Source organism: Lawsonibacter faecis, from assembly GCF_014287675.1.
Lineage (GTDB): Bacteria > Bacillota > Clostridia > Oscillospirales > Oscillospiraceae > Pseudoflavonifractor > Pseudoflavonifractor faecis.
Window position 1 is genome coordinate 342959 of record NZ_JACOPQ010000002.1, and the last position, 26737, is coordinate 369695.

Here is a 26737-nt window from a genome sequence, read left to right on the forward strand (position 1 = left end):
CTTCTCAAACCGTCTTGTCCGTCACCGCGGAGGCGTAGCCGGACTCGGTGCAGGCGTAAGCCCGCACCCTGTCGCCCGCGTGTACGTCCACGGCGGCGGAATAGACCTTCGCGCTGTCGCTGTAGCGGGGGTCGGAGCCGTCCAGCGTGTACCTGACGACCGCGCCGCCGGTGGCGCTTGCGATGGCGGCCTTGTTGTTCGCCACGGTGACGGTGGGCGCGGCGGTCACGGCGGAGGCGGCGGCGGCCACATAGATGCCGTCCGCCTTGGCGCCGATGACGAACGCGTCGTGGTAGATGCGCCCCTCCAGCAGATTGCCGCTCAGGCCGGGAGGGTCCTTGTGGATTTTGGCGTCCTGGAGCTTCACCGGGTCCACGGTGGAGCCCTTCCACTTCACCATGAAGTAGACGTCCGCGGGGAAATAGCTGTCGGGCACCCGCTTGACGGTCATGCCGTCCACCTCGCCCACCACGCCCTTGCTGAGGGCCTTCTCCCCCAGCCTGTCCACGCCGATGAACTGGTCGGACAGGGCCAGGAGCTTATAGTAGGTGTTGGGGAGGAAGAGGGTGCGGCCCGCGGCGGGCACCAGGCGGTTGTCCATCTCGGCGCCCGCGTCGAAGATGAGCTCCACAATGTTGGCCTTGGTGGGCGCGCCGCTCAGGCCCTTCACGATGCCCGCGCCCCTGGCCCACTTGTCGAAGCGGTATTTGTCGATGTAGGGGACCACCACCTGCTCGGTCTCCCGCTTCATAGCCCGGGCCGCGCCCTTGATGTTCATCTGGTCGGCCTGGTTGCCCTTGTCGATGGTCATGGCGAAGGACTTGTCGTCCCCCATCACCAGCTCCTGGACGGTGTCGCCCAGCTCCACGGGCTCGCCGTAGCGGTTGGCGCCGGTGCGGCTGTAGTTGTTGAGGGGCACCGTGTCCACGGTGAACACCCGCACGGTCTTGGCCCCGGAGAAGGAGTAGTCCTTCCCCGTGGCGCTGTCGGTCAGGGATTCCTTGAAAAAGCTCTCCGCCACCTTGGGCGAAAAGGCGGTTGCATAATTGATTGCAGACATTCCATTTACCTCCATTTATCAGTTGTGTTGTTGTCTGTGCGCGCCCTGCGGCCTTTCGCTCCGCTCCCCGCTTAGTCCCCTGCTCACAGGCGCTCGGCGCTTCCTTGTCACGCTCGCGTTGGGCGCATCATACGGTGCGGCTTCCCGCCGACTCCGGCGAAAGCCGGTCAACGCCTGGCGGGGTACGGCCTTTTCCGGCTTCCCCCGTCGCTCTGGTCCATCCGCACCTATGCGCCTGCGCTCGCGCTTCCTTGTCACGCCTCGCACCCTCCGCGACGGGTCCTAAGCCGTACGACTGCGCAAAAATCCTCCGGGCGGCTTGCGTGGGACGCCCCCCTGCGGCCTTTCGCTCCGCTCCCCGCTTAGTCCCCTGCTCACGGGCGCTCGGCGCTTCTCCTTGTCACGCTCGCGTTGGGCGCATGGCCGGGTCGCCTTCCCGCCGACTCCGGGCAAACCCGGACAACGCCTCGCGGGGTCCGGCCTTTTCCGGCTTTCCCCGTCGCTCTGGTCCAGGCTCCCCTATGCGCCTGCGCTCGCGCTTCCTTGTCACGCTCGCGTTGGGCGCATGGCCGGGTCGATAAGCCGCCATTGCGCGAAAAATGCCGTTGGGCTTGCGTGAGACGCCCAACCTGTTTTTTCGGCTTCATGCCGTCTTATCTCCCCTATGCGCCTACGCTCGCGCTTCCTTGTCACGCCTCGCACCCTCCGCGACGGGTCCTAAGCCGTACGACTGCGCAAAAACCCTCCGGGCGGCTTGCGTGGGCCGCCGCCCTGCGGCTTTTCGCTCCGCTCCCGGCTTAGACCTCTGCTCCCGGGCGCTCGGCGCTTCTCAGTTGTCCGGGGTGTCGAACACGTCCGGGGCGAAGAGCTCCCGGGCCACCTCGCGCTGCGTCTTGCCCGTCTTTTTGGCCTCCTCAAAGACCAGCCGGGTGTTCTTGCGGATGACGCGCTCGGTGTCGTCCACAATGTCCTGGGGTATGGGGCCCACAATGCCGAAGACCAGAGCCTCGTAAATTCGGATGCCGCCCAGGTTGGACACGAAGTCCACGCAGATATCCACGCCCTTTTCAGCCAGAATCTCGTCCGCCTCGGCCGTGGTGGGGATGTTGGCGGCCTCCACAATCATGCCGGCCTTTACTCTGGGGGCGGTGTCCTTGTTGATGACGTCCTCCAGGGCGGCGGGGACCAGAATATCGCAGTCCACGTCCAGCCACTCGCTGTTGGGTCGGACGTCGTAATTGGCCTCAAAAACGGTCTCGTCCAGCTCGCCCTTGGGCTTGCGGGTCTTTACCAGCTTCTGCACGTCCAGGCCGTCCTGACAGGTGACGAGGAGATTCGCGTCGGCGATGCCCACCACCTTATAGCCCATCTTGTCCAGGCACCAGGCCATGCTGGCGCCCACGCAGCCAAAGCCCTGAAGCACCACCCTGGCCCCGGCCGGGCCCTTCTTGAACTTCCACGCCTCGTCCAGCGCGAAGGCGCAGCCGTAGCCGGTGATCATGTCGTACATGAGAAAGCCGTCGTACCGCATGGCGCAGGCGTCGTCGTGATTTTTGATGTACTGCCGGAACTTGGGGTCGGCCCGCATGGCCTTGGTCTGAGGCAGGCCGATGCCCAGATCGTCCAGAATGGCGAGCACATCGGCATAGTCCACGCCCAGATCGCCGCCGATGGAGACGCCGGCGTTGATGTAGGGGGCCATGGCGGTGAGGTAGCGCCGGAGCACGTCCTTGGCGTCGGGGGCCTTATAGTCGTAGGCGATGCCGCCCTTGCAGCCGCCGGTGGTCCGGCTCTCGCAGGCCTTGTACTTATAGCCCATGGTGGTGGCCAGCCGGATGACCTCCTCCCTGGTGACGGTGGGATGCATCCGGGTGCCGCCGCCGCAGTAGTGGTTGACAAAATTGTAGGCGCACAGCCAGCCCTTGGCCTCGCTCTCGGTATCGTTCCATTCCACAACGATGTACGGCTTCTTGTTCATTGTGTACGCTCCTCTCAAAACAATAGTTGTCTTGCTTATGTATACATAATACACTGTAAAAAGATGAGCGTCAATTATCAATAAAGTCATTATTTAAAATAAAAAATTGGATATAATACACAAAAATATTGTGAATAATCAAACAATCGGAATAGTGCTCGGCTTATATGTATTATTTATACTTATAACGCGATTGACATTTTTGGGACAAAGTGTATAATAAAATACAACAGAGTCGGAAGGCGGAAACCCCGCCGGTTCGGAAAGGATGCGTACCATGACCACTTCACTGCGGGAGCGCGTGCGGCAGCGCATTTTGGATCAGGTGAAATATGGGGAGCTGCGGCCCGGCGACAAGATCAGCGAGGCCCAGCTCTGCGAGACGATGGGGATCAGCCGCACCCCGGCCCGGGAGGCGCTGCTCCAGCTCGCGTCGGAGGGCCTGCTGGAAAACGTGCCCCGAAAGGGCTTTGTCGTGTGCGAACGCTCCATTAAGGAGAAGATGGATGTATACGACGTGCTGGCCGCCCTGGACGCCCTCGCCGCCAAGCTGGCCCTGAAATACATGGGGGAGAAGGAGCTGAACGGCATGCGCGAGTGCATCGACCTCATCGACATCAGCATCAAGTACCGCAACTACCCCGAATACTGCCGCCTGCAGCAGCGCTTCCACGACGTATACCGGGAGCGCTGCGGAAACGACATGCTCCGCAAGCTGCTGGAGGAGCTCCAGGTGGGCTTTGCCCCTCACACCTATATCAGCGACGACGCGGACCAGCTCTTTGAGGTCTACAGGGATATGAACGAGGAGCACCGCCACATTGTGGACCTCTTTGAGGAGAAGAAGGGCGACGAGCTCTACCATTTCTTGATGGACGTCCACTGGCAGACCAAATACGACGAGATGATTTGAGAAGACGCCCAGCCTGGGGGCGGGCGCGCCCAATTGAGTACGGAGCGGGAAAAATAGCGGCTGCGGCCGCTATTTTTTTGTTTTTTCAGGAAACACTTGACAAAAGGGGGAAGGAGAGATATGATATCAAAACAAACAGGAACTATTACTGATAAAGAAAATAAAGGAGGCATTCTTATGATCGATCTCAAGGCGTTCTTCCATATGAGCTATGGCCTGTACCTGGTCTCCAGCAGGGATGGGGACGCGGTGGCGGGCTGCACCGTCAACACCCTCTCCCAGGTGACCGCCGAGCCCGTCCGCATGACGGTGGCCGTCAACAAGGACAACGTTACCGCACAGGTAATCCAGCGCTCCGGCCTCTTTACCGGCGTGGCCCTGGCCCAGTCCGCCGGCATGGAGCTCATCGGGGCCTTTGGCTTCCACTCCAGCAGGGACTATGACAAGTTCGGCGCGTTCCGCACCGCCGAGGACGAGAACGGCGTGCCCTATGTGGCGGAGCAGACCGTGGCCCGCTTCAGCTGTAAGGTGATCGATGAGGTGGACCTGGGCACCCACATCCTCTTTGTGGGCGAGGTCCTCTCGGCCGAGCGGCTGAGCGACGAGGAGCCCATGACCTACGCCTATTACCACAAGGTGAAAAACGGCGTCACGCCCCCCAAGGCTTCCACCTATCAGCCCGAGGCCGGGGTGAAGAAGGGCTTCCGCTGCACGGTCTGCGGCTATATTCTGGAGGCCGACACCCTCCCGGCCGACTTCATCTGCCCCATCTGCAGGCAGGGGGCGGACAAATTTGTGCCCCTGGGCGGTTAAAGCATGGAATATTCCAAAAAAGCGGCCCGTGACCTCAGGCCTGAGGTCACGGGCCGCTTTTTTGCGGATATCAGTGAAGAGCGGGCGCGATGCGGCGAATACTGCGCAGGCGGCTCAATCCTTTGTGATTTTTTCGGAAAAAGCCGTGATAATCATGGCGGCGATTGCGACCAGGTAGAGCGCCATGCCCACGATGGAGAGGTTGAGGGCGGAGGCCTCCGCCTGGGGGTAGTTGACGGGGATGAAGTACACGTCGGCCACCAAGGTCACCCGGCCCATGGCAAAGAGGGCGAAGGCGGCGATAAGGAGCAGGGCGGCAGCCACCACGAAGAAGTCGGTCGCCAGGGGGCTGAGCTTCTTCGCCGCGCACACCAGCACCAGCGCCAGGAGAATCGCCGCGACGGTGCAGACGATGGGCAGGGGGCTCATCGCCGTGCCGGACAGGAAGCCGGTCATGGAGGTGATGAGGTAGAATACCAGTCCCGCCAGGGCGGACACAGCCGCCACGCAGACGGACCAGCCGGATTTTGTCAGTTTAACAGTCATTTTTCAGCCCTCCCTCTCAATGCTTTTTCTGCTTGCGCCGCGCGAAGACGTACCCGATCACGCAGACCACGACCAGCACGGAGAACACGGCGATCAGCGCGATATAGAGGACGCGCCACCAGGTCATGACGTTCTCGATGTGGGTGGTGGCGTTCACGCCGTTCATGGCGGCGCTGTTGGCCAGGGCGTACAGGAGGTAGTGGGTGTTCTGCTGGACGGCCTGGAGCATATCCCGGTCGCCGCTGAGGCTCTCGGGGTTCCAATAGGTGATGCCCTCGTTGATGCCGAAGCCGCAGAAGGCGGTGGTGCCGTAGAGGATGGACTCCTTGGGGGAGGCCTTCAGGGCGACCCCGGTGAAGTCGGTGACGTTGTAGCCGTTGAAGTCCCACTCGTCGCGCATGATCTGGACCATCACGCCGTAGTTGGCGCTGGGGGGCACCGCGCCGATGCGGTTGTAGGAGGTCATGACCCCCAGGGCGCCCAGGGTGTAGGTATCGGCCCTGCTCTCGTCGGCCGCGAAGGAGGCGGGCTTGCCGCCGGGCACGAAGGCCTGCTGGAGGTTGCGCAGCTCCAGCTCACGGGCCTTCTGCTCGGTCATGAACACCGCAATGCCGGAGCGGTTGATCTCCTGATCGTTGAAGGCGGCGTGCTTGATGTTCACAAGGCAGCCCTTGCTCTGGGCGCCCTGGACCACGGCGGAGCCGATGTAGCCGGAGAGGATGGGGTCCTCGGAGTAGTACTCCGCGCCGCGGGTGTTGTAGGCGTGGCGGTGGAGGTTCATGCCGGGGCCGATCATGATGGGCAGGTTCAGCACCAGGGTGCTCTCGCCCAGGATGATCTCGCCGTTCTCATAGGACAGCTCCTTGTTCCAGCTGTAGGCCAGGTTCTGGGGGGCGGGGGCCACGCGGGTGCCGTAGTCGTAGTCGGCGGCGTCGGCGTAGGGCACGCCCTGGTAGGAGCCCTCGGTGAGGTAGTGGGAGTCGGAGCCGCCGGGTCCGTCGTCCGCCGCGTACTGGAGGAGGCCCACGGAGGGGATGGCGGCGATGTTGTGGAAGGCGTTGGAGGCGAAGTCCAGGAACTCCTGGACCGTCACCTTGCCGACCAGCTCATCCCAGCGGGCGTCGTCGAAGTCGGCGCCCTTCATGTCGTTGAGCGTGAGGGAGCTTGTGGTGTCGCCGAAGGTGAGGTCGGACACGTCCTCGCCGGAGGCCAGGGGGATGAGGTCGCAGCTGAGCAGCCGGGAGAGGGCGTCGTTGGCGGCGAGGCCGGAGTAGGTCTTGGGGAAGGTGCCGTCCCAGTCGCTGCGGGAGAGGTAGGTGGCCGTGCCGGGCAGGAAGGCGTTGATGTCCATGGCGCAGTCGCCCTCGCTCAGGGCGTTGGTGATGACGACGCCCGCGGGGCTGACGGAGAAGGTGGCGGAGTCCACGCCGCCGTCCCAGGTCCACTTGTAGGTCTTGGCGGCGTCGCCGTCCGCGGTCATGCCGTCCGCGGTGGTCTTGCCCCGGGCGGCCAGAATGTTGTTGAGCGCGTCGTGGGCGTTCTCGCCGATGGCGAAGTAGTAGTCGCCGCCGTCCACAATAAAGGTTTTGGCGTTCTCGCTGTCGTAGCTGGCCAGGTTGGCGAGGTCCACCTCCATGGTGATGGTCTGGCTCTCGCCGGGGGCCAGGGTGTCGGTCTTCTCGAAGTCCATAAGCTGGACGGCGGACTTCTCAATGTGGAACTGCTTGTCGTAGTCGGTATAGGGGGTCTGGGCGTAGAGCTGGATGACCGACTTGCCTGCGGCGGAGCCGGTGTTGGTCACGGTAACGGTGACGCTGGCGGTCTCGCGGGAGCCCAGGACGTTCACCTGGTCCAGCTTCTGCTCGAAGGTGGTGTAGCTCAGGCCGTGGCCGAAGGGGTAGACCACCTCGTTCTGGTAGTCCCAGACGCCGTCCGCGTCGGCGACGGTGCCGTCGGGGTTGGCGTAGGTCCCGGCGCTGGCGCCGGCGCCGCCGTTGCCGAGGACGATGTCGGCGTAGCGGGTCTCATAGTAGCGGTAGCCGGTGTAGATGCCCTCGGCCTGGATGAGGTAGGAGTTGACGTTGGCGTCGTCGGAGAAGCTGGCGGCGTTGGCCCAGGGGATGTTGCCGTAGTTCATCATGGCGGGGGCCAGGGCGCTGTTCTTGGCGAAGACGTCGCCCAGATGGGCGGAGGGGGAGACGGTGCCGTTCAGTACGTCGGCCACGCCGTAGAATCCGTAAGCGCCGGGGAAGCCGATCCAGAGGATGGCGTCCACCTCCGGGTCCTCGGCCAGGCTGCCGATCTCCATGGGGTTGCAGGCGTTGATAAGGACGACCACCTTGTCGAAGTTGGCCTTGGCCTCCTCCAGAATGGCGACCTCCTCGTCGCTCAGGCTGAGGATGTTGCCGGTGACGGTGTTCACGCCGTCGGCCCGGCCCTCGCTGCCGGGGTAGTAGCCGTCGCCGTTCTCGCCGCCGGGGCGGCCGAAGACCACGATGGCCGCGTCGCCGTAGGCGGCGTAGTCCTGGTCAAAGCCGGGGTTGAGGCCCCGCAGCTCGTCCAGGGTCAGCTCGCAGGGGTCGTTGTAGGCGGTGATGGAGGCGTACTCGGGCAGGATGCCGCCGCCGAACTTGGGGGTGGTCCACTCCTGGCCCGCGAAGAAGGCCTCGTAGGCGGAGAGCATGGAGGGGTTGAGCTGGAAGCCCCGCTCGGCGAAGGCGTCGAAAATCTCCACGGTGGATTTGCCGTCGGGCACGCTGCCGCCGTTGTTGCCGTAGACCGGCGCGTAGCTGCGCACGCCGAAGAGGGTCAGCTTTGCGTCGGCGGAGAGGGGGAGGGCGCTGTTCTCGTTTTTCAGCAGCGCGTAGGTCTCCTGGGACTCCCGCACGGCGAATTCCCGGAAGCCCTCGTAGGCCTCCTTGGCGCTGGTGTAGTTGGACTGGTAGGTCCAGGCGTCCGAGGCATCGTCGGACGCCTCGGTTACAATCTGCTGGCTGCGGGTGCCGAAAAAGGCGTCCACGCTGGCGCGGTAGATTTCAAAAATGTTTGCCGCCATCAGGGAAAACACCAGGAACAGGGCAAACACCACGGTCAGGCCGCGCCATACTTTGGTTTTTTGAAACATATCCATCCTCCTTAAATATAAATTGCCGGGGCTGCAAGAGTGCGCGCTCCATCTCCTCCTTTCAGTGCCGGATATCGCGGCGGAACAGAGCGCCGCCGCGCCGGGGTGGGGACTACTTTTTGAAGATGAGCTTGAGAATGGGGAAGTACACCCAGAAGGAGACGGCGCAGTTGATGACCATGGTGATGAGGTCGGCGATGGTCTCGCCCGCGCCGCCCATGGCCCAGGTCTCCATGAAGAGGCGGTAGATGGGGGCCTTGTAGAGCCCCTGGAGGGCGGCGGCAATCAGGGTGATGGCCACGTAGGCGGCCAGATACCAGGCAGCCGCCCTGCCGATGGAGCCCTTGGACTTGAAGGTCACGCTGCGCTGGGCGAAGAAGTTGATGACCTGGGCGATGAAAAGGGTGAGCTGCACCGCCAGAAAGTAGGCCATGCCCCCGCCGCCGCCGGAGGCGATAGACCCGGCGGGGTAGTTGAAGATGTAGTAGACGCTGCCGTCAAAATTGTGTCCAACAGGAAGAATCTGGAAAGCGGCATCCACCAGGCCGGTCATGCCGAACAGGGCCTTGAAGGCGGGCATCATCACCATCTGCAGGACGGTAATGCCATTGCTGAGGAGGAAGAAGACCAGAAACTGGGCCGTGCCGGGATGCTTCTCCCGGAAGCGGGCCCAGGGGCCCGCAGGGGCGGCGGAGAGGTCAGACATGGGCGGAGTCCTCCACACGGACCTGGAAGGTAAGCTCCAGGGGGGCGGTCTGGCCGGTGGTGATGCGCAGGGTTCCCGTCCCGGCGGCTCCGGTGGTTCGCACGTACGTGCCGCACATCCCGCCGTCGGCGCAGGCGGCGTCCGGGCCGAGCAGCTCCAGGGGGCCGGAGACGGCAAAGCGGACGGGGAGCTGGGCGTAGGGCGCGGTGGAGCCGTTGGCGTCCACGATGCGGATGCGCACGGCGGCGGCGTCGTAGGAGGCCCCCTCCGTGAGGACGGTCCTGCTGGCGTCGACCTCCAGGCGGAGGGCGGCGTTGGAGGATTTGGTGAGGGCGGCGGTCACCCGGCCGTCCTTCACCGCCTCGAAGCGGTAGACCGGCGCGTCCACGCCCCAGGTGTTGATATAGTCGGCGTGGAGCCGGGTAAAGGTCTTGGGGCCGGTCCGCCAGCGGACCGCCCGCCAGGCGGTTTTCAGGACGTATTTGAGCGGAATTTTCACGCCGAAGCGCTGGATGGCCAGCAGGGAGTCCTTGATGGCCTCGGCCTTCTTATGGCTCCAGCCCTCGCCCTCCTCGATGGCGGCGCCCACGGTGTCGTTGAAGGGGATGGGGGGGTGCCTGAGGCTCTTCCAGCGCTTTCCCGCGGGCCTGAACTCGCCCAGGAGCTTGTCGTCCCGCCAGACCCGCACAAAGTCGGCGTTGGTGAAGATGTAGTTGTCGCCGATGCTGCCGGCGGGGTAGTCTCCGATGTCCATTTCGGAGCCCACGGCCAGCACCGCGGCCCCGTCTCCGGCGGAGGCGTAGACCGCCGCAGCCAGCTTGGGGTTGCGGAACATGTCCAGCACGCCGTGGTAGCAGATGCGGTCGCCGGAGCCGAAGTCCCCGTGGGTGTAGTAGTCGGCCATGCACCAGCCGAAGCCGCCCGCCACGTCCTCCCGGCCGTAGACCGCGTCCAGCACCGTGGCGTGGCGCAGGGCATGGTCCAGGCGGTGGGCGGGGGAGTCGAAGGGCTTGGTGGGGTACATATGGCCGTTGAACTCGCTGATGAGGTACCCCTTCCCCTTGTCGGGGGAGATGAGGCTCTTGGGGAGAAGTCCGCCGTTGTGCCCGGCGTGGGAGAAGTCGTTGAAGGCGTACACATCCTCCAGCAGGCTGCTCTTCCACAAAAAGCGCACGCCGCTGGTCTGGCGGGAGGGGTCCAGCTCGCGGGCGATGGCGTTGGTGCGCTCGTAGAACCCGTCGTCGTCCTGGGACTCGTTGATGCGCACGCCCCAGAGGACGATGGAGGGGTGGTTGCGGTACTGAAGCAGCATATCCCGGGTGTTCTGACAGGCCGCGTCCTTCCAGCGTTCGCCGCCGATGTGCTGCCAGCCGGGAATCTCGGTGAAGACGATGAGGCCCAGCTCGTCGCAGGCGTCCAGAAAGGCCTGGGACTGGGGGTAGTGGCTGGTGCGCACGGCGTTGCACTGGAGCTCGTGCTTGAGCACCTGCGCGTCGTGCCGCTGGATGGAGGCGGGCATGGCGTACCCCACGTAGGGGTAGCTCTGGTGGCGGTTCAGGCCCCGGAGCTTCAGCTTCTCCCCGTTGAGGAAGAAGCCGTCCGGCCGGAACTCCGCCTGCCGGAAGCCGAAGCGCGTGCGCTTTACGTCCAGGACCCTCCGGCCGGCGTCCATGAGGACGGCCTCCAGGGTGTAGAGCCCGGGGGAGTCCGGGGTCCAGGGGCGGGGATGCGAGACGGGGCAGGAGAGGGCCTGAAGCCGCTCAGCGGCCCCGAACGTACCTGTAAAGACGCTTTTTCCGGCGGCGTCCAGAATTGACAGGCTGACCGCGTCCGCCGGGCCGCCTCCCTCAATGGCAAGGTCGACGAGGGCCTGCTCCATGGAGGGGGTCCTGACGAACATATCCGCAATGTACGCCTGCTCCGCCACGTCCAGCCAGACCTCCCGGTACAGCCCGCCGAAGGTCATGTAGTCGATGACATGGCCGAAGGGGGGCTGGTCCAGGCTCTCCCGGGTGTCCAGGCGGACGGCGATTTGGTTCGTGCCGCCGCAGGACACCAGCCCGGTCAGCTCCACGGTGAAGGCGGTATACCCGCAGAAATGGCTGGCGGCCTCTTTCCCGTTGACGAAGACGGTGGCCTGGTGGGCCGCGCCGTCCAGGGTGAGGAAGAGCCGCTTGCCGCTCCACTCCGCCGGGAGCTCCAGAGTGCGGCGGTACCCGCAGACCATCTGGTAGTCGCGCTCGTCGGCATAGTGGAGGGGCAGCTCCCGGCAGGTGTGGGGGAGGCGCACGGGGGCGGCGTCGCCCTCGAAGCGGAGAAAGGAATCGTCAAAGCGCTCGGTGAATTCCCAGCCGTTGTTGAGCGGTCGTCTGATCATGATATCGGCCCCTTTCGGTGGTTTATATGGGCGGCTCCCTTCAAGGGGAGGCCTGAGCCTCATTTTGTACCCGGAGCATACCATAAGACGGGCCGGGGTGGGGCATAGTGCCCGTGAACGGTTGATTTTTGGCCGTAAGCCGTGGGTCAAGTAGCTGATAATGACAAAAATTAATGCAAAAAATTAAGCAATTTCACGAGAAGAAAGAGATCAGACGGACGGCAGCCCGCCGTGCCGGCACGGCGGGCTGCCGTCCGTTAGAGACAAGCCGTACGGAGAGGAAGCGAAATTGGTATTTATTTTGTAACCGTGATGATAAACTGAGCAAAACGGGTCATGGGGCGCTCCGCCTCGTCGGTCACTTCCATGTTTACAACAAAGATATCGCCGGACTCGGCGTCCCGCGGCACGGTAAACTGAGCAGACCATGTATCGGTGACGGAAACCTCCAGACCGGCGGCTTCACCGTCCTGATAGGTACAGGCATTGCCGGGCACCCACCAGCTTACATTCAGCTTGTCGCTGTCGGGATCGGCGGCGGAACCGGTCAGGGTCACGGTCTCCCCGGCCTTGGCGGTGCAGTCCGGCTTATCGGCGCTGACCACGGGCGCGTGGTTGCAGTCTTCCGGCGCGCAGACTGCCCAGTCGGCGCGGGCGGCCAGCTCGTCAAACAAAACCTGCACATAGTGATTGTTGGAATTCTTGACACCCTGCCGCAGGCCAATGTCGATGAAAGAGCCGCAGCCAAACTGGCAGCACATCCAGTCGAACTGATCCAGCTCGACCCGCGGGAAGGAGGACAGCGCCTGCGGCCCCCAGCCCTCTTTGCCCGCCCCGCCCCAGTCCACGTAGTTGAGCAGACCGTATTGATAGATGAGCGGCTCGCCATAGAGAACCTGTCCGTCGTTCATCAGATGGAATGCGCCCATCAGCTGGCCATGACCAAACTTGAACGCCTCCGTAAGGTATTCACCCTGATAGTAGGGAAGGAGATCTTCCGAGGCCTGAGCGGCGGAGAAATACTGGCCGTAATTGCCAAAGCCGGTCCACTCGCTGTCCTTCAGGCCGGGGAACAGCTCGTCAATCTTACTGTCCGCGCGGCAGTTGTCCTCGCCGGAGCCGATGAACCGGACCTTGTCCACCACCTTTGCCAAAACGGCTTCCCACTGGTCGGTGTTGTGGTAGTCCTCATAGATGCTCATCAGCGCCCGGACGGTGGTGTTGATTCCTCCCCAGTGCATGATGTAAAGCGGCCTGGGATCGTCGTCCAGAATACAGGCCTCAATCAGCTCAGAGCCCTCCGTTTCAAAGCGATAATCGCCTTCAAACGCGATGTTGCCGGTCTTTGCGATGCTCAGAAGGTATTCCGGCGTGGGATAATTGGGGTCGTTCTTGCTCAGATACTGGTAGTCGCTGGCGTAGTTGACTTCGATCAGCCGGGTGAGAAGTCCGGGGTCCACGGGCCGGAAGGAGGTGAGCTGTCCCGCGTTTTCCACCGTCCCGCCGGCGGTCGTGGCCTCGCATTTATAATTGGGGGTAACCTCCGCCAGGGTGTGCTCGCCGTCGCCGTTGAAATGGAACATACCGGCGGTCCACACGATACCGGCAAGGTCGTAGTCGGTGGCGTACATCACGCTCAGCAGGACGCCGTTGATATCGTCCACTTCCAGGTCGGTGGTGATAATAATACGGGGCTGGGTGCTCTTGTCAACCTTTTCCGCCAGCTTGACCGGCGCCGCGGCGTCTTTCGTAACCAGCTTGACCTCGCTGCCGCCCGCGTCCCAATTCACCTTCAAGCCGTTGGCCTCGGACACGGCACGGACAGGAAGATAGGTGGTGCCGTCCACGATAATGGGGTCCACGGGATTGCCCTTGACGTCTTTCAGCTCCACCTTTTTGCCGTCCACCGTCACCTTGACGTCAGAGTTTCGGACACCCTGAACCTGAGACTGCGCCGCCAGCGCGCCCCCGGTTCCCAGCAGCATGGCGGCCGCCAGCGCGCAGGCCATCACTTTTTTTCCGTGCTTCTTCATTTCCTGCAATACCTCCCCTGGTTTTGAATGATTTCTTCTGTGGACGGCGGTCGATGCCTTAGGCCTCTCACACCCCGCTTTTCATTCCGCCGTCTGATGCGATTCACTATAGCACCGAATTGGACAATTGGGTATTTCCTCCCGTGAACGGTTGATTTTTGGCCGCAATCAGTATGTCGAGCCCACAAAAATTACAAAAAACGCCCCTGTCTTTTTGTGCGTTTCGCCAAAAAGACAGGGGCGTTTTTCATCTGTTATGCGCTGAGGGGGAGGAGCACCCGCAGCTCGAACCAGCCGCCCTTGGCGCTGATGGTCACGGAGCCGCCGTATTTCTTCGCCGTCTCCCGGATGCTCTTGAGGCCGTACCCGTGGTAGCGCTTGTCGGCCTTGGTGGTGGCGGGCAGGCCGCCGTCAAACTGGAGCTCCCCCTCGTAGGTGTTCTCCACCCGGATGTGGAGGAAGCCCCGCTGGCGGGAGACCGAGAGGTGGATGAGCCGCCGCTCCGGATCGGGGAGCTTCTCCACGCTCTCAATGGCGTTATCGAGGGCGTTGCCGAAGAGGGTGCACAGGTCCATCTCGTCCATGAAGTCCAGGGCCGTGCCGTCCGCCACGCAGGTGAGGCTGACGCCGTGCTGCTGGCAGTAGAGGCTCTTGCCCGCCAGTACGGTGTCCAGCACGTGGTTGCCCGTCTTGTTCTGGGCCTCGTAGGCGCGGATCTCCTGCTCCATGCGGTCCAGATAGTCGTTCTTCTTCTGCGGATCGCTCTCGGCCCGGAGGACGGAGAGCTGGTGCTTGAGGTCGTGGTACTTCCGGTTGATGAGGTCCACGCTGTCCTGAGAGAGCTGGTACTGGCTGTACTGGGTGCGCAGGACATTGGTGAGCGCGTCCTTCTCCCGCCGGACGTGGAGCTCGGAGAGCTGGATGTGGTAGGCGTACAGAATGGCCACGCCCCCCAGGTCCACCAGGGTGCGGATATTGAAAATCTCCATGGTGAGGCGGCCGCTGAAAGGGGTGTCGGCGTAGAAATAGCTCAGATTGCTGATGGCGTAGATGGCCGCGCCGATGGCCAGGGCGGACAGGAGCTCCCGCCAGGTGATCTCCATCTCCCGCACGCTCTCCCGGCGGCGGCGCTCCAGCGCGTACATCAGCCCGAAGATCAGGGCATAGGTCCCCGCCAGGAACAGAATACGGATGGGCAGACTGGTCCCGCCGGCGCTGTAGGCCGCGTAGTAGTAGAGCTGCCACTCCAGGGAGGCGGCCAGCTCGGCCAGGATAAAGGCCCGCACGCAGTAGTACCCCGCGTTGGCGGTGGAGAAGTCGCAGCACAGGTAGATGAAGACGAACATCAGCGCGGCGGAGAGAAGAATGCAGGGCACGAACCAGGCCACCGGCACGTTTCCGGTGGCCGCCAGGAAGACGCACATCACCGCCAGGAAGAAGGCCTGGACGGCCCGCAGCTGCCAGCCCTTCAGCCTGTGGGGGAACAGGGAGACGCAGAGCATGCAGGCGATCCAGTCGGCCAGGGCGGTATAGAGGCGGGGAATGTTGCCCAGCGTCATTTGCTCACCTCGCCCAGAAAGTCGTTGAGGGCGTCCAGAAAGGCCTTTTTCCGGGCGCGGCTCACCTGGACCAGCTCGCCGTGGACCACGGCGCAATCCTCCCGGAGGCCGTCCACGTGCTCCAGGTTCACCAGGTAGCCCTTGTTGCAGCGGAAGAAGGCGGGACCCTCCAGGGCCTGCTCCACCTCCCGCATGGTGCCCGAGGCGGGGAGGGGGCCCTCCTCCGTGTGGAAGATGAGGTCGTGATCCTGGACCTCCACAAACCAGATTTTTGAAACGTCCAGCTTGCGGACCCCGCCCTTGAGGGAGACGTTGAGAAATTTGCTCTTGCGGTTGCCCATCCGCTCCAGCGCCCGGTCGATGCGCTGGGAGAAGGCGAAGTAGCTCACCGGCTTGAGAACATAGTCCAGCGCGCCCACGGCGTAGCCCTTGATGGCGTACTGGGGGGAGTTGGTGATGAAGATGATGACCACCTCCGGGTCCCGCCTGCGGATCTCCTCGGCGGCGGTCATGCCGTCCATGAAGCGCATTTCAATGTCCATGAGAATCACGTCGTAGTCGCTCCTGTAGCCCAGGGCGATCTCGTCCCCGTCGGAGAAGACCGAGACCCGCAGGCGCTCGCCCCGCTCCCGCTCGTAGCGGGCCAGGAATTCCCGCAGCGTGTCCACATAGCTGGGCTCGTCCTCCACCAGCGCAATTCGTATCATGGCGTACCGCCTCCCTCAATGGCCTCAGATTCCCTCGGGTTTATGATACCATCCGCCGGGGCATTTCGCAACCCGGCGGAAATCAGAAGTTGAACTCCCCGGACCAGTCGAAATCGCCGCTGGCCTCCACGCTTTTGGGCCAGTGGGCGCACCAGCCGGGGAGGACGGGGCTTTCCACCCGGTCCAGGCTGGGGGTGTAGGGCTTCAGGTCCAGCACGGGGCTGCCGTCCTCGGCGTCGATATACCCCAGGCCCACCAGGCCCTCCGCCTCGTCCATCCAGGTCACCTCCGCGCAGGAGAGGGCGATGGGGTTGGGCCGCCGGGGCGAGCGGGTGGCGAAGACGCCCAGGGCCTCCGGGCCGTGGACATAGGGCTTCTCCTCACGCCGCACAGCCCGGGCGTCCGGGCCGTCGCAGCCGCTGAACCACCAGAGGACGTTGACCCGGCGAAATTCCTCCAGCCCGGCCAGGGCGGCGCGGTACTCCGGCTCCAGCGCAATGCGGAAGCCATCCTCACCGGCGCGGATTACACCAAGCTGCCTTACTGTATATTCCATAAGAATCTCCTCGTCTGATTTAATTTTTACGGTACCGTGCTTCCAGTATAGCAGAGCAATTTGATACTACAAGCCCTGAATGGGGGCTTTTTGCGGAGGCGGGCGGGAACGGCGGCCCGCCTCCCGGCATATCCTGACAATAGACGAAGTTCGACAATGTTGAACCTTGCCACTTTAAACAGGAGGTAGACCCATGACCGATATAATTCGACCCGGCGTCGCGGCGGCCGGGTCCCAGGTGACCGTCACCGACCGGCTCCGGGCCGCCGCGCCCGCCTCCCGGCCCTTCGTCGTCTATCAGGACACCGACCTCACCGGCACCGCCACGGGCAACGCCAACGTGGAGAGCTACTGCTCCTGGGCGCCTGCCGCCGCGTCCCGGTATCAGCTCAACCGGCCCGACCACAACCAGATTTTCCGCTTCGATCTGACCACCCAGGGCATCACCATTCCTACCTACTGCCTGGACAAGTTCCGGGACGGGCCTTACGGCGGCGTGCCCTACCGGAGCGCGCCCTTCGAGACCCTCTTTCCCGGGGCGACCGCCCGGCAGAAGCGGATGCTGGCGTGGGTGATGGCCAACGCCTATCCCGCGGTCAGCGCGGCGGAGACCTTCGCCCTGGCGGGGGTAGACGCGGGGGAGACCCCGGTGCTGGACGACAACGACGCCTACGCGGCGGTCCAGGTGGCCCTGTGGGTGCTGCTGGGGCAGATTGCGCCGGAGGAGGTATATTTCCTCAACTGCGGCGGCGCCGACCAGCACCCCAAGTCCGCCAGGCTGCGGGCCGCCGTGCTTCGGCTGCTCCAGCTGGCGGGGGCCTACGCCGACGCGGCGCCCGCCCAGACGGGGGAGGGCGCGTCGGCCTGCCGCTGCGGCAGCGAGCTGATCCAGTGCTGTCCCGCTGAGGCGGAGACGCCCGGAGATGTGAACGACCCACGGATTGGCTTCCGGGGCTGTCCCTGCGAGGTGCGCAGCGTGTGCGGCCGCCTGCTGGTGGGGCCCTTCTCCCTGCGCTCCAACGTGGAGGGGACGCCCGCCGTTACCATTGAGCCCTTCTGCGCCTGCGGCGGCGATCTGTCCGCCGACTTCACCGATTTCTGCGGCAATCCCATCCCCGCGCCCGGCCTGGGGCAGGAGTTCTACCTGGCGCTGCGCTTCTGCGGCGGCAGTCTGTGCTTCAACCTGAACGTGACCCACTCCGGCACGGTGACCCGGGTGATCACCATGGACCCCACCAGCACGGCGCTGAACTATCAGCCCATTGGCGCGGTGCTGGAGGACTATGCCGTCACCCTGACCGCCTCGCTGTGCGTGTGCGTCACCGTCCCCGGGCAGGGGGAGGGCTGCGCCCCCGGCGGGCCGGGAATGCCGGGCGGACCGGGCTTCTCCGGCGTATACGTCCAGAACAACAATAACAATAACAACAACAATAACAATAACAACGGCGGACAGGGCGGAGGCCCAGGCGGCGGTTATCCGCCCATCCTCTTCCCGCCCGTCTGTCTGCCGGGGTGGTGCTGTCCGCCCTACCCGCCCTATCCGCCCTACCCTCCGGAGCCTCCCTATCCGCCCCGTCCGCCCTATCCTCCGGAGCCTCCCTATCCGCCCCGTCCGCCCTATCCTCCGGAGCCTCCCTATCCGCCCCGTCCGCCCTATCCTCCGGAGCCGCCCTGTCCGCCTTGTCCGCCCTGTCCTCCGGAGCCTCCCTATCCGCCCCGTCCGCCCTATCCTCCGGAGCCTCCCTATCCGCCTTGTCCGCCCTGTCCGCCGGAGCCGTCCCGGCCCTGCAGACTCTGCCCGGACTGTATGCCAGAGCCCTGTCCCTGCTGTCAGCCGTGCCCGCCGCCCACGCCCCCCTGCGCATGCGAGGAGCACTGGCCGCCCGAACAGTGCTGTAAACCCGGCCCCTGCTATCTGCCGCTGGAGCGGCGGTCCAGATGCTGCCGCCCGCAGCCATCCGCCAGGCCGGATTGCTGAGACAGTAAATTTTGGCTGGTCAGGACCACGCACTGGGCGTGGGCGGAAAAATCGTGCAGCGGCCGCCGGAGAGCCCCGAAGGACTCTTTGACCGATTGGAAATACCCCCGGAGCCGAGCGGCTCCGGGGGTATTTCTTATCCTGCGCCCCGCACAAATGAATTGCTATTCTTCCAAAGGTAGAGTAAAATATGATTTGATTTTCAAGGAGTGTGGAGAGTAGCATATGGAGTTTTTGAGCACCCGGCAGGTGAGTGCAAAATGGAACATCACCCAGCGGCAGGTGATTGAGCTGTGCCTGGAGGGCAGGGTCCCCGGCGCGCGGAAGGTGGACACCCACTGGATTGTCCCCGAGGACGCCGAAAAGCCGGAGGACGGCAGGAGCCTGCGGTACTGCGGCACCACCGCGAAAATCAAGCCCTTTCTGAAGTGGGCGGGAGGCAAGGGCCAGCTCCTGCCGGAGATTCGTAAAATCTACCCCGAGGAGCTGGGCAGGAGCATCACAAAATACGCGGAGCCCTTCGTGGGCGGCGGCGCGGTGCTGCTGGACCTCCTGGGCTCCTGCCAGCTGGAGGAGGTCTATATCAGCGACTCCAACGCGGAGCTGGTGAACGCCTACGGGGTTATCCGGGACCAGCCGGACGACCTGAGCGAGCGCCTGTACCGGATGCAGAAGGCATATCTGGCGCTGGACATGGAGGGCAGGAAGGAGTACTACTACGCCGTCCGGGACCGCTTCAATCAGCTCAAGACCGGGGGAGGCGGGGCGCTGCCCAGGGCGGCGGATATGATTTTTCTCAACCGCACCTGCTTCAACGGGCTCTACCGGGTGAACAAGAAGGGGCTTTTCAACGTGCCCATGGGCGCGTACAGGAACCCCCAGATTCTGGACGCGGACAACCTGGCGCTGCTCTCCGGGGCGCTGCGGAGTGTGCGGATTGTGCACGGGGACTACCGGCGGGCGGAGGAGTTTATCGACGATCGGACCTTCGCCTATTTCGACCCGCCCTACCGCCCCCTGACCAGGACCTCCGCGTTTACCTCCTACACGGAGAACGCCTTCGGGGACGAGGAGCAGCGGCGGCTGGCGGAGTTTGTTTTGCACCTGGCACGGGAGAAGGGGGCGCGGGTGGCGGCCAGCAATTCCGACCCCCACAACGCCGACCCGGCGGACGATTTCTTTGAGGAGATTTACGACGGGTGCGTGCTGCGCAGAATTGACGCCACCCGGATGATCAACGCCAATACCGGCGGGCGGGGGAAGATAAAGGAGCTGCTGATCACGACCTGGTGAGGCGGCGGAGCGGGGGAAGGGACGTGAACGAGGATGGAAAATATCTATGGAGGCGGACGCAGGACCAACGAGAACGGGCTCCGGTTTGAGCGGGAGACCTCCCTGGACAGCGCTCTGGCCGCCGCGGGCTGCCGCATCTCCGGGAACCGGGTCTACCTCGGCGGCGAGTGGATCGCCGTGAGCGCCCCGAAGAATGAGCTCTATACGGTGATTTTAGGGCCCCGGGGCGTGGACTGGCGAGCGCGCATCTCCAGAAAAATTCTGCCGGACGAGGCGCTGCTGAACCGGATGAACAACACGCTCTACATCCTGGAGAAGAAGTTTCAGCAGGCGGCCGGCTCGGTGGACGAGAAGCTCCAGACCTGCGATTTTAAAAAGCGGCAGTACGAGAAGCTGACAGCGGGCACCGGCATCAGCCGGGTGGAATACGGCTATGTGCTGTGCGACTTCTTCCGGCAGGCGCAGTACCGGGACGTGCGGGAGTACATAGAGGCCGTGGGCTGCTGGTACGAGTTTCGCGAGGTGCCGCTCTCCCGGCTGGGCCTGGGGTTTATTTGAAAAGCGAAAGTGGGAACTGAAATGGAAAGGCTCTTTCCCAAGTCCGTGCAGCCCTTTTACGAGGCGGAGGATGTGCTGCTGCTCTGCCGGGACAGCTTTCAGACGCTGGGAAAAATGAGGGCGGAGAGCGTGGACATGGTCTTCGCCGACCCGCCGTACTTCCTCAGCAACGGCGGCGTGTCCTGCAGGGGCGGGAGGATGGTGTCCGTCAACAAGGCGGCCTGGGACGAGGGGAAAACCCGCCAGGAGAGGCACCAGTTCAACCGCCGCTGGATTCGCGCCTGCCGGCGGGTGCTCAGACCGGGGGGCGCGATCTGGGCCTCCGGCACCCTGCACAACATCTACTCCATCGGCATGGCCCTGGAGCAGGAGGGGTTTCGCATTCTCAACAACATTACCTGGGAAAAGACCAACCCGCCCCCCAATCTGGCCTGCCGGTGCTTCACCCACTCCACCGAGACCATCCTCTGGGCGGAGAAGCCGGGGAAGAAGGCCGGGCACTATTTCGACTACGCCGCCATGAAGGAGCTCAACGGCGGCAAGCAGATGAAGGACGTGTGGCGGGGCGCGCTGACCAGACCGTCCGAGAAGGTGGACGGCGGCCACCCCACCCAGAAGCCCGAGTATCTGCTGGAGCGGATTGTGCGCGCCTCCACCCGGGAGGGGGAGCTGATACTGGACCCCTTCTGCGGCGCGGGCACCACCGGCGTGGCGGCGAGACGGCTGGACCGGAGATTCATCGGGATCGACAGCGAGAGCGGTTATCTGGATATGGCCGTGAAGCGGCTGGAGCGGCTCAGGACGTCCCCGCATGCCTGACGGGCGGAGAGGGCGCGCCCCCGTGGACGGCATATCCGCCGCAGGCCGCGGGAGAGGTGGAGCAAGATGAAAAAGAACATCCTGATGCAGACCAATCTGCTGGTCTGCCTGGTTATCGTGGTGGGGTTCCTGCTGACGGCGGCCCTGAGCTACAGGGCCAACTACAGCGCCTCACTGGAGAATATCGAGCAGGTGTCCGACCTCACGTCGGAGGGCATCTATTACCAGATGAGCACCACCTTCACCAAGCCGGTCAACATCTCCCTGACCATGGCCAACGACAGCCTGCTCCACGAGACCCTCGCCCAGGAGGCGGACCGGCTGGACGACCCGGCCTATATCGAGACCATCCGGGAGTACCTGCACACCTATCAGAACAAATACCGCTACGACTCGGTCTTCCTGGTGTCCGCGGCCTCGGCCCGGTACTATAACTTCAACGGCCTGGACCGGGTGCTGGAGCCCGGCGACCCCGAGAACTTCTGGTACTTCGACGACCTTTTAAGCTCCGAGGCGGAGTACACCATGAACGTGGACAACGACCAGGTGGCCGGGGCGGACAACGCCATCACCGTGTTCGTCAACTGCAAGATTAAAAACGGCGACGGGACGCTGCTGGGCGTGGTGGGCGTGGGCGTGCGCATCGACGGACTCCAGCGGACCCTGCAGGATTACCAGAACCAGTTCGGCGTCAACGCCTACCTGATTGACGACGCGGGCACCATCGAGCTCTCCACAGACTACTCCGGCTACGAGCGGGTGAACCTCTTTGAGCTGGAGGCGGAGTACGGCGGGGAGGAGCGGCGGGACGTTCTGGCCTGGAAGGAGGGCGACAGGGCGCTGAGCTTATGGTCCCTGGACGAGGCGGGACGGAAGCGGGACTATATCGTCGCCCGCTACCTGCCTGAAATCCGCTGGCATCTGGTGGTGGAGCGGGACACCAGCGAGCTGGTGGCGGAGCTGAGCAGGCAGATTCTGGTCACGGCGGTGGTCATCGCCGTCATTCTGGCGGCCATCCTCTTCATTATCACCACGGTGATCCGGCGCTTCAACCGGCGGATCGTGGAGCTGACCCAGTCCATGGAGCAGGAGCGCCAGGCCGTCTTTGAGAAGGTCACCGAGGAGCTCTTCGAGAATATTTATGAGATTGACGTCACCCGGGATCTGCCCGCCAACCCGGCCACGGCCGCGTATTTTGAGAGCCTGGGGGCGCCGCCGGGCTGCCCGTATGAGCGGGCGCTGCACTACGTGGCGGAGAAGCAGATTCAGGAGGCGTTCCGCCGGGGCTATATCGAGACCTTCTCGCCCGCCAACATCATGCGCACCTACGAGTCCGGCAGCGACAGCCTGACCTACGAGCTGATGCTCACCAGGGACGGCGCGCACTACTACTGGATGCGGATTACGGGCCGCATCGTGAAGTGGGAGACGGACGGGAGCATCCATATGCTGGTCTACCGCCAGAACATCGACGCGGAGAAGCGGCAGGAGCAAAAGATGCAGGAGCTGGCATGGACCGACGAGATGACCGGCCTGCTGACCAAGACCGCCACCCGGCGGCAGGTGGACGAGCTGCTCGCAGCGCACCCGGGGGAGGACTTCGCCTATTTTATTTTCGATATCGACAATTTCAAGCAGGCCAACGACCTGTACGGCCACGCCTTCGGCGACTCGGTCATCTGCGCCTTCGCCGGGACCATCCAGGCCCACTTCCGCCGCGGGGACGTACTGGGGCGGATCGGCGGGGACGAGTTCGTCGCCTTTGCCCGGGATACGGGCGCAGCCGCAGCGGCGGAGAAGGCCCGCGGACTCAACGCCGCCCTCAACCGGACCCACACCCGCAGCGGCGTGGGCTGGCAGGTCTCCGCCAGTATCGGCGTGGCGCTGGCGCCCGGGCACGGGGCCGACGCGGACGCCCTCTACCGGCATGCGGACGCCGCGCTCTACCGGGCCAAGGCCCGGGGGAAAAACGGCTTCGCGGTCTACGGCGGGGAGGACGGCTGACATCATAAGACGCGCCGGGACAGCATTTCGCTGTCCCGGCGCGTCTTACTATCGGAAAGGGAAGCAGGGGCACGGGTGGGGAGCCTCTAGTATCTTTGGACAAGCTGTGAAATCAGAGTTTTGCAGGTATTCATTTGGATACAGGCATAGAAGGCTTCCGTAACTTCCTTCCCCTGTCCGGCCGTCAGGGCGTTTTCGGCGTCTTCCGCCGTCTCCCAGAGGACGAAGTCGGTCCACACGGCCTCCTGTACATAATGTTCCCAGGAGATGAATCCGCTCGCCTTGGAGATGACTTCGTCGTGCAGCTTTTTTGTCCGTGCGATAAACTGTTCCGCACTCACGTTTTTCTTGAGCTTGTATGAGAAAATCCACGCGGTTGCCGCCATAAAGGGTCCTCCTTTTTTCTGTCCATTTTAGATGAGTATCCCGTCGCAGTGGTCGATCTCGTGCTGGATAATCTGGGCCGTCCAGCCGGTGAAGGTCTTGAAGCGGGTCTGAAAGGCCCCGTTCTGATACCGCACCTTGATGGACCTCCAACGCCTGGTCCGGCGGGCGCCGGAGAGGGACAGGCAGCCCTCCACGGCCTCGTAGGGTTCGGACTTCTTCACAATCTCGGGGTTGAACATCACCATGTACGTCCCCTCGCTGTCGAAGGCGATCAGGCGCTTGTTGACGCCGATCATATTGGCCGCCATGCCCACGCAGCCGTCCCTGTGGGCCTCCAGGGTCTCCAGCAGATCCTCGGCAGCGGGCAGATCGGCCGGACCGGCGGGCTCCGCCCGCCGGGAGAGAAAGGCGGCGTCCCTCATGATGTCCCGTATCACAGTCCGCACCTCCTTACTTCCTCAAGCAGGCACAGCCCCAGCCGCTCGGCGGCTGGGGCCAGACCCTCATATCCGACGCAGCGGCTGGGTTTTCCGTTTACGGCGTGCTCCAGCAGGGGCTGCTCCCGTGCTGTGGGGTCCAGCGCATAGTCCAGCGCCGCCACATCGTCCCAGGCCCGGTTGAGGAAGGCAACCTCCCGCCGTCCGTGTGTTTTGGTCATCCGCACCGCTTCGGACCGGCGCAGGTAGTCCGCGACGGCTTCAGGCGGGAGTTCGGCGGCCGCAAGGCTGCGGCCCAGGCCGTCCCGGAAGGTGTCCTCCAGGCGCTCCCACGCCCGCCGGCTGAGATCGAAGAGGACCAAGGCGTACCGGCTGCGGCAGTGGACGGCCAGCAGGCTGGGCCGGCCCCGGAGGGGGATGATATGGAGATCCCAGCGGAAGCTGCCGTCCGGCTCCCGGCCGCCGGGGAGCGGCCCCCGCTTGAGATGCCGCTGGAGAGGAAGGGTCAGGCCGAGCTCCATCTTCACGCCTCCCCGTGTGGGATCAGAATCTTTTCCACCCGGTACCGCCCCTGGCTGGCCTCCATCATGCAGAAGGTGATCTCCTGGCGGAAGCGCCGCCTGCCGCAGCTGCCGGGGTTGAGCCGGAGAACCCCGTCCCTCTCCTCGTCGGAGTACCTGTGGGAGTGGCCGCATACAATTACGTCCACGCCGGTCAGGTCCCCGGGCACGTCCTTCTTATCGTGAACCAGGAAAAAGCGGACGCCCTCCAGGGTAAAACGGAGGCTGTGGGGAAGGTCCCGGGCCCACTCCTTGTCGTTGTTGCCCCGGACGATATAGGCCTCTTTGCAGGCGCGCAGCGCGTCCACAATGGCCTGGCCGCCCACGTCTCCGGCGTGGATGACCGCGTCCGCCCCGGCCAGGCGGGAGAGCACCTCCCCGCGCAGCAGGCCGTGGGTGTCAGACAGAATGGCAATGTGTCTCACGGCGTTTCACGCTCCGAAAGCTGAACCTCCGCCAGCAGGCGCCTGAGCGCCAGGGCGAAGTCCACGTCCTGGACGCCCCTGCGGCGGGACGGACCCTTCAGCCGCCCTCCGGCGCCGCGGATTTTTCGGGCGGTGTGGCGGGCCAGGAGCAGTGCGTCAATGTTGCCGCCCGTGTACTCCATCCCGTCCTGGTGGAGCACCCGCGCCCGCCGGGCGAGGCACATGGCGGCGAGGCCGTAGTCCTGGGTCACCACGACGTCACCGGGGCGGAGCAGGTTCACCAGCGCGAAGTCCACGCTGTCCGCGCCCTTGGAGAAGGTCAGCGTGGTCGTCCCGGGCTTTTCAAACCGGTGGCAGGTGTCGCAGAGGATGAGGCACTCCGCATGGTGTTCCCGGGCGATGGCCGCGGTGAGGTCCACCACGGGGCAGCCGTCGGCGTCAATCAGGATGCGCATGGAAGTGGCTCCTTTCCCGTGCTAATAGCTGGTCCGATAGAGGGGGATGACGTTGATAACCGGCTCCTCATAGGGGTGCGCCCGCTTCACGGCGCCCACCGTCAGGTCTGCTCTTTCGGTGCGGCAGGCGAGAGAAGACTCATATCGGCCCCCCCTCATAAGAGAATGACCGGCGCGCGTGACAATGCGCAGAGGGCCGTCCGGTATTGGTTCGGCTCTATTATACACCGAGACCGTCAAAACCGGCAAGTCCCTGTGCGGACCTGCCGGTTTTGCTCCCGCACCCCGAGCATATCAACCCCCAAGAGCCGATTTGCTTCTGCCCCATCCGGCGCCAAAACAGTCCATGCAGGCCCTGATGCCGGGCGGATTCAGTCCGCTCGAGCAGGTAAAACGCCGAAGGGAGGAGCCGCCAAAGGCGGCGGAACCCAAAAAGAAAGACATCATCCAAAGATGATGTCTTTCTTTTTGGCGGAGCGGGTGGGATTCGAACCCACGTGCCCTTGCGGACAACTTGATTTCGAGTCAAAATTCGCTATTTAGAAATAGGCGGAATTAAGAGAAATTGAGTGATGATGGCGGAACTTGAAGAAGCCCGTATTTCAAGGGTTTTTCAAGGGTAAAAGCTCGGAAACTGGAAAAACGCCCAAAAATCAATGAGTTCGAATAATTAGCGGTTTTACTGCTTTTTAGGGGAGAACTGAGCATTTTGGGGAGAACTAGGGGAGAACTGGGGAGACCAAACAAGAAAAAATCGCAGTTCCTACGACTGCGTTTTGAACAGACTTTCATGGGAAACCACCTGCCGTTGACCAATATGAAAAGGTGGTTTGAACATGAAAAATTTAGAAGCGCATTTCAAAGAGATCAAGAAGCAATACCCAAAAACCATGAGCAAGGATCAGCTATATCGGGTGGCCCACATAAGCAAGGCAACCGCACTCTATTTGCTTCAAAGCGGTGCAATTCCATGCAAGGACACGGGTAAAAAAACACGTCGCTATACCATTAAGACAGACGATGTGATCGAGTACCTGCGTCAGAGGGAAATATGCCCGGAAAAGTACAAGGCCAGTGAAGGATGGTACGCTGGGACAGCAGGTGCTAAAAAAACAATAGCTCCAAGCTGCTGGATAACGCTGACTCCTGAGCAGACGAAAAAGTTTGAGCTGTTTTTTGAAGCGGAAATGAAGGAGATGGCGGACCTTATTACAATCGAGGAGCTTGCTGTGTTTGCTGGATACAAATCTACCTCTGTAGTAAACTGGTGCAGCAGCAAAAAGATGAAGGCATTTAAGATTGGAGGGAAATATTTTATCCCCAAAGAGTGTGCTATCAAATATTTAGCTTCAGCGGCAATGTGCCGTAATCCGCAACAGTCGTACAGGTACAAGCTGTTTGTCACAGAGTTCAGAAAACAATACAACATAAAATCATGAAAACAGTACA

23 protein-coding genes are annotated in these 26737 nt (G+C 63.2%); 8 read left to right on the forward strand and 15 right to left on the reverse strand.

Translation table 11 applies throughout. The annotated features are described in order from the left end of the window. Window positions 1–4: 4 nt before the first annotated feature. Window positions 5–1060 carry a chitobiase/beta-hexosaminidase C-terminal domain-containing protein gene (locus tag H8S62_RS03860; RefSeq protein ID WP_173023455.1) on the reverse strand — a complete coding sequence of 352 codons (1056 nt, stop codon included), beginning with the start codon at window positions 1058–1060 and terminating at the stop codon, window positions 5–7. An 829-nt stretch (window positions 1061–1889) separates the two neighbouring features. Beyond that, window positions 1890–3038 (reverse strand): Glu/Leu/Phe/Val family dehydrogenase, encoded by a 1149-nt coding sequence (locus H8S62_RS03865; RefSeq protein ID WP_186918524.1) that lies wholly within the window; start codon window positions 3036–3038, stop codon window positions 1890–1892. Between the two features lie 277 nt (window positions 3039–3315). Between H8S62_RS03865 and H8S62_RS03870 the strand changes: the two genes are divergently transcribed. Together H8S62_RS03870 and H8S62_RS03875 are read left to right on the forward strand one after the other, a co-directional pair. Further along, on the forward strand, window positions 3316–3951 hold the full coding sequence (locus H8S62_RS03870; protein WP_173023449.1) for a GntR family transcriptional regulator: 636 nt from the start codon (window positions 3316–3318) through the stop codon (window positions 3949–3951). Window positions 3952–4128: 177 nt separating this feature from the next. Next, window positions 4129–4764: a flavin reductase gene (locus H8S62_RS03875; protein ID WP_155151754.1), complete on the forward strand. Its 636-nt coding sequence runs from the start codon at window positions 4129–4131 to the stop codon at window positions 4762–4764. A gap of 114 nt (window positions 4765–4878) precedes the next feature. Here the strand turns inward: H8S62_RS03875 and H8S62_RS03880 are convergent, their stop codons facing one another. The 8 genes from H8S62_RS03880 to H8S62_RS03915 all read right to left on the reverse strand — a co-directional run bounded on the left by H8S62_RS03880 (window position 4879) and on the right by H8S62_RS03915 (window position 16372). Continuing rightward, on the reverse strand, window positions 4879–5310 hold the full coding sequence (locus H8S62_RS03880; protein ID WP_186918525.1) for a sodium:proton antiporter: 432 nt from the start codon (window positions 5308–5310) through the stop codon (window positions 4879–4881). A gap of 16 nt (window positions 5311–5326) precedes the next feature. Next, on the reverse strand, window positions 5327–8434 hold the full coding sequence (locus H8S62_RS03885; protein ID WP_186918526.1) for a beta-glucosidase: 3108 nt from the start codon (window positions 8432–8434) through the stop codon (window positions 5327–5329). A 112-nt stretch (window positions 8435–8546) separates the two neighbouring features. Continuing rightward, a complete protein-coding gene (locus tag H8S62_RS03890; RefSeq protein ID WP_155151746.1) occupies window positions 8547–9140 on the reverse strand; it encodes a hypothetical protein in 594 nt (197 codons plus the stop codon). After that, window positions 9133–11517, reverse strand: coding sequence for a glycoside hydrolase family 2 protein (locus H8S62_RS03895; protein WP_186918527.1), 2385 nt, complete (start codon window positions 11515–11517; stop codon window positions 9133–9135). Before H8S62_RS03895 ends, H8S62_RS03890 begins: the two co-directional genes overlap by 8 nt. Window positions 11518–11813: 296 nt before the next feature. After that, window positions 11814–13550 carry a nucleoside hydrolase-like domain-containing protein gene (locus tag H8S62_RS03900; RefSeq protein WP_186918528.1) on the reverse strand — a complete coding sequence of 579 codons (1737 nt, stop codon included), beginning with the start codon at window positions 13548–13550 and terminating at the stop codon, window positions 11814–11816. Between the two features lie 254 nt (window positions 13551–13804). After that, a complete protein-coding gene (locus H8S62_RS03905) occupies window positions 13805–15109 on the reverse strand; it encodes a sensor histidine kinase (protein ID WP_186918529.1) in 1305 nt (434 codons plus the stop codon). Then, window positions 15106–15816: a LytR/AlgR family response regulator transcription factor gene (locus H8S62_RS03910; protein WP_155151735.1), complete on the reverse strand. Its 711-nt coding sequence runs from the start codon at window positions 15814–15816 to the stop codon at window positions 15106–15108. The genes H8S62_RS03905 and H8S62_RS03910 overlap by 4 nt, the downstream gene beginning before the upstream one ends. 82 nt (window positions 15817–15898) lie before the next feature. Next, on the reverse strand, window positions 15899–16372 hold the full coding sequence (locus tag H8S62_RS03915) for an SAM-dependent methyltransferase (RefSeq protein ID WP_186918530.1): 474 nt from the start codon (window positions 16370–16372) through the stop codon (window positions 15899–15901). Window positions 16373–16565: 193 nt separating this feature from the next. On the opposite strand from H8S62_RS03915, the gene H8S62_RS03920 reads away from it, so the two are divergent. The 5 genes from H8S62_RS03920 to H8S62_RS03940 all read left to right on the forward strand — a co-directional run bounded on the left by H8S62_RS03920 (window position 16566) and on the right by H8S62_RS03940 (window position 23024). Further along, window positions 16566–18350 carry a thioester domain-containing protein gene (locus H8S62_RS03920; protein WP_186918531.1) on the forward strand — a complete coding sequence of 595 codons (1785 nt, stop codon included), beginning with the start codon at window positions 16566–16568 and terminating at the stop codon, window positions 18348–18350. Between the two features lie 225 nt (window positions 18351–18575). Then, window positions 18576–19643: a DNA adenine methylase gene (locus tag H8S62_RS03925; RefSeq protein WP_186918532.1), complete on the forward strand. Its 1068-nt coding sequence runs from the start codon at window positions 18576–18578 to the stop codon at window positions 19641–19643. A gap of 33 nt (window positions 19644–19676) precedes the next feature. Continuing rightward, complete coding sequence (locus H8S62_RS03930; RefSeq protein WP_186918533.1) at window positions 19677–20201, forward strand: hypothetical protein; 525 nt, start codon at window positions 19677–19679, stop codon at window positions 20199–20201. 21 nt (window positions 20202–20222) lie between these two features. Further along, window positions 20223–21020 (forward strand): DNA-methyltransferase, encoded by a 798-nt coding sequence (locus H8S62_RS03935; RefSeq protein ID WP_186918534.1) that lies wholly within the window; start codon window positions 20223–20225, stop codon window positions 21018–21020. 66 nt (window positions 21021–21086) lie between these two features. Further along, a complete protein-coding gene (locus H8S62_RS03940; protein WP_186918535.1) occupies window positions 21087–23024 on the forward strand; it encodes a sensor domain-containing diguanylate cyclase in 1938 nt (645 codons plus the stop codon). Between the two features lie 86 nt (window positions 23025–23110). Here H8S62_RS03940 and H8S62_RS03945 read toward each other — a convergent pair whose 3' ends face one another. From H8S62_RS03945 to H8S62_RS03965, 5 genes are read right to left on the reverse strand one after another with little or no spacing between them, the layout of a single operon-like run. Beyond that, on the reverse strand, window positions 23111–23410 hold the full coding sequence (locus H8S62_RS03945) for a hypothetical protein (protein WP_155151717.1): 300 nt from the start codon (window positions 23408–23410) through the stop codon (window positions 23111–23113). A gap of 27 nt (window positions 23411–23437) precedes the next feature. Then, window positions 23438–23848 (reverse strand): peptide deformylase, encoded by a 411-nt coding sequence (locus tag H8S62_RS03950; protein WP_173023933.1) that lies wholly within the window; start codon window positions 23846–23848, stop codon window positions 23438–23440. Further along, window positions 23845–24369, reverse strand: a complete 525-nt coding sequence (locus tag H8S62_RS03955; protein WP_155151713.1) for a DUF6933 domain-containing protein — start codon at window positions 24367–24369, stop codon at window positions 23845–23847. The genes H8S62_RS03950 and H8S62_RS03955 overlap by 4 nt, the downstream gene beginning before the upstream one ends. 2 nt (window positions 24370–24371) lie before the next feature. Then, window positions 24372–24833 carry a YfcE family phosphodiesterase gene (locus tag H8S62_RS03960; protein ID WP_173023934.1) on the reverse strand — a complete coding sequence of 154 codons (462 nt, stop codon included), beginning with the start codon at window positions 24831–24833 and terminating at the stop codon, window positions 24372–24374. Next, window positions 24830–25288: a YaiI/YqxD family protein gene (locus H8S62_RS03965; RefSeq protein ID WP_186918536.1), complete on the reverse strand. Its 459-nt coding sequence runs from the start codon at window positions 25286–25288 to the stop codon at window positions 24830–24832. Before H8S62_RS03965 ends, H8S62_RS03960 begins: the two co-directional genes overlap by 4 nt. A gap of 836 nt (window positions 25289–26124) precedes the next feature. Between H8S62_RS03965 and H8S62_RS03970 the strand changes: the two genes are divergently transcribed. Further along, a complete protein-coding gene (locus H8S62_RS03970) occupies window positions 26125–26727 on the forward strand; it encodes a helix-turn-helix domain-containing protein (RefSeq protein ID WP_186918537.1) in 603 nt (200 codons plus the stop codon). The last annotated feature ends 10 nt before the right edge of the window (window positions 26728–26737 follow it).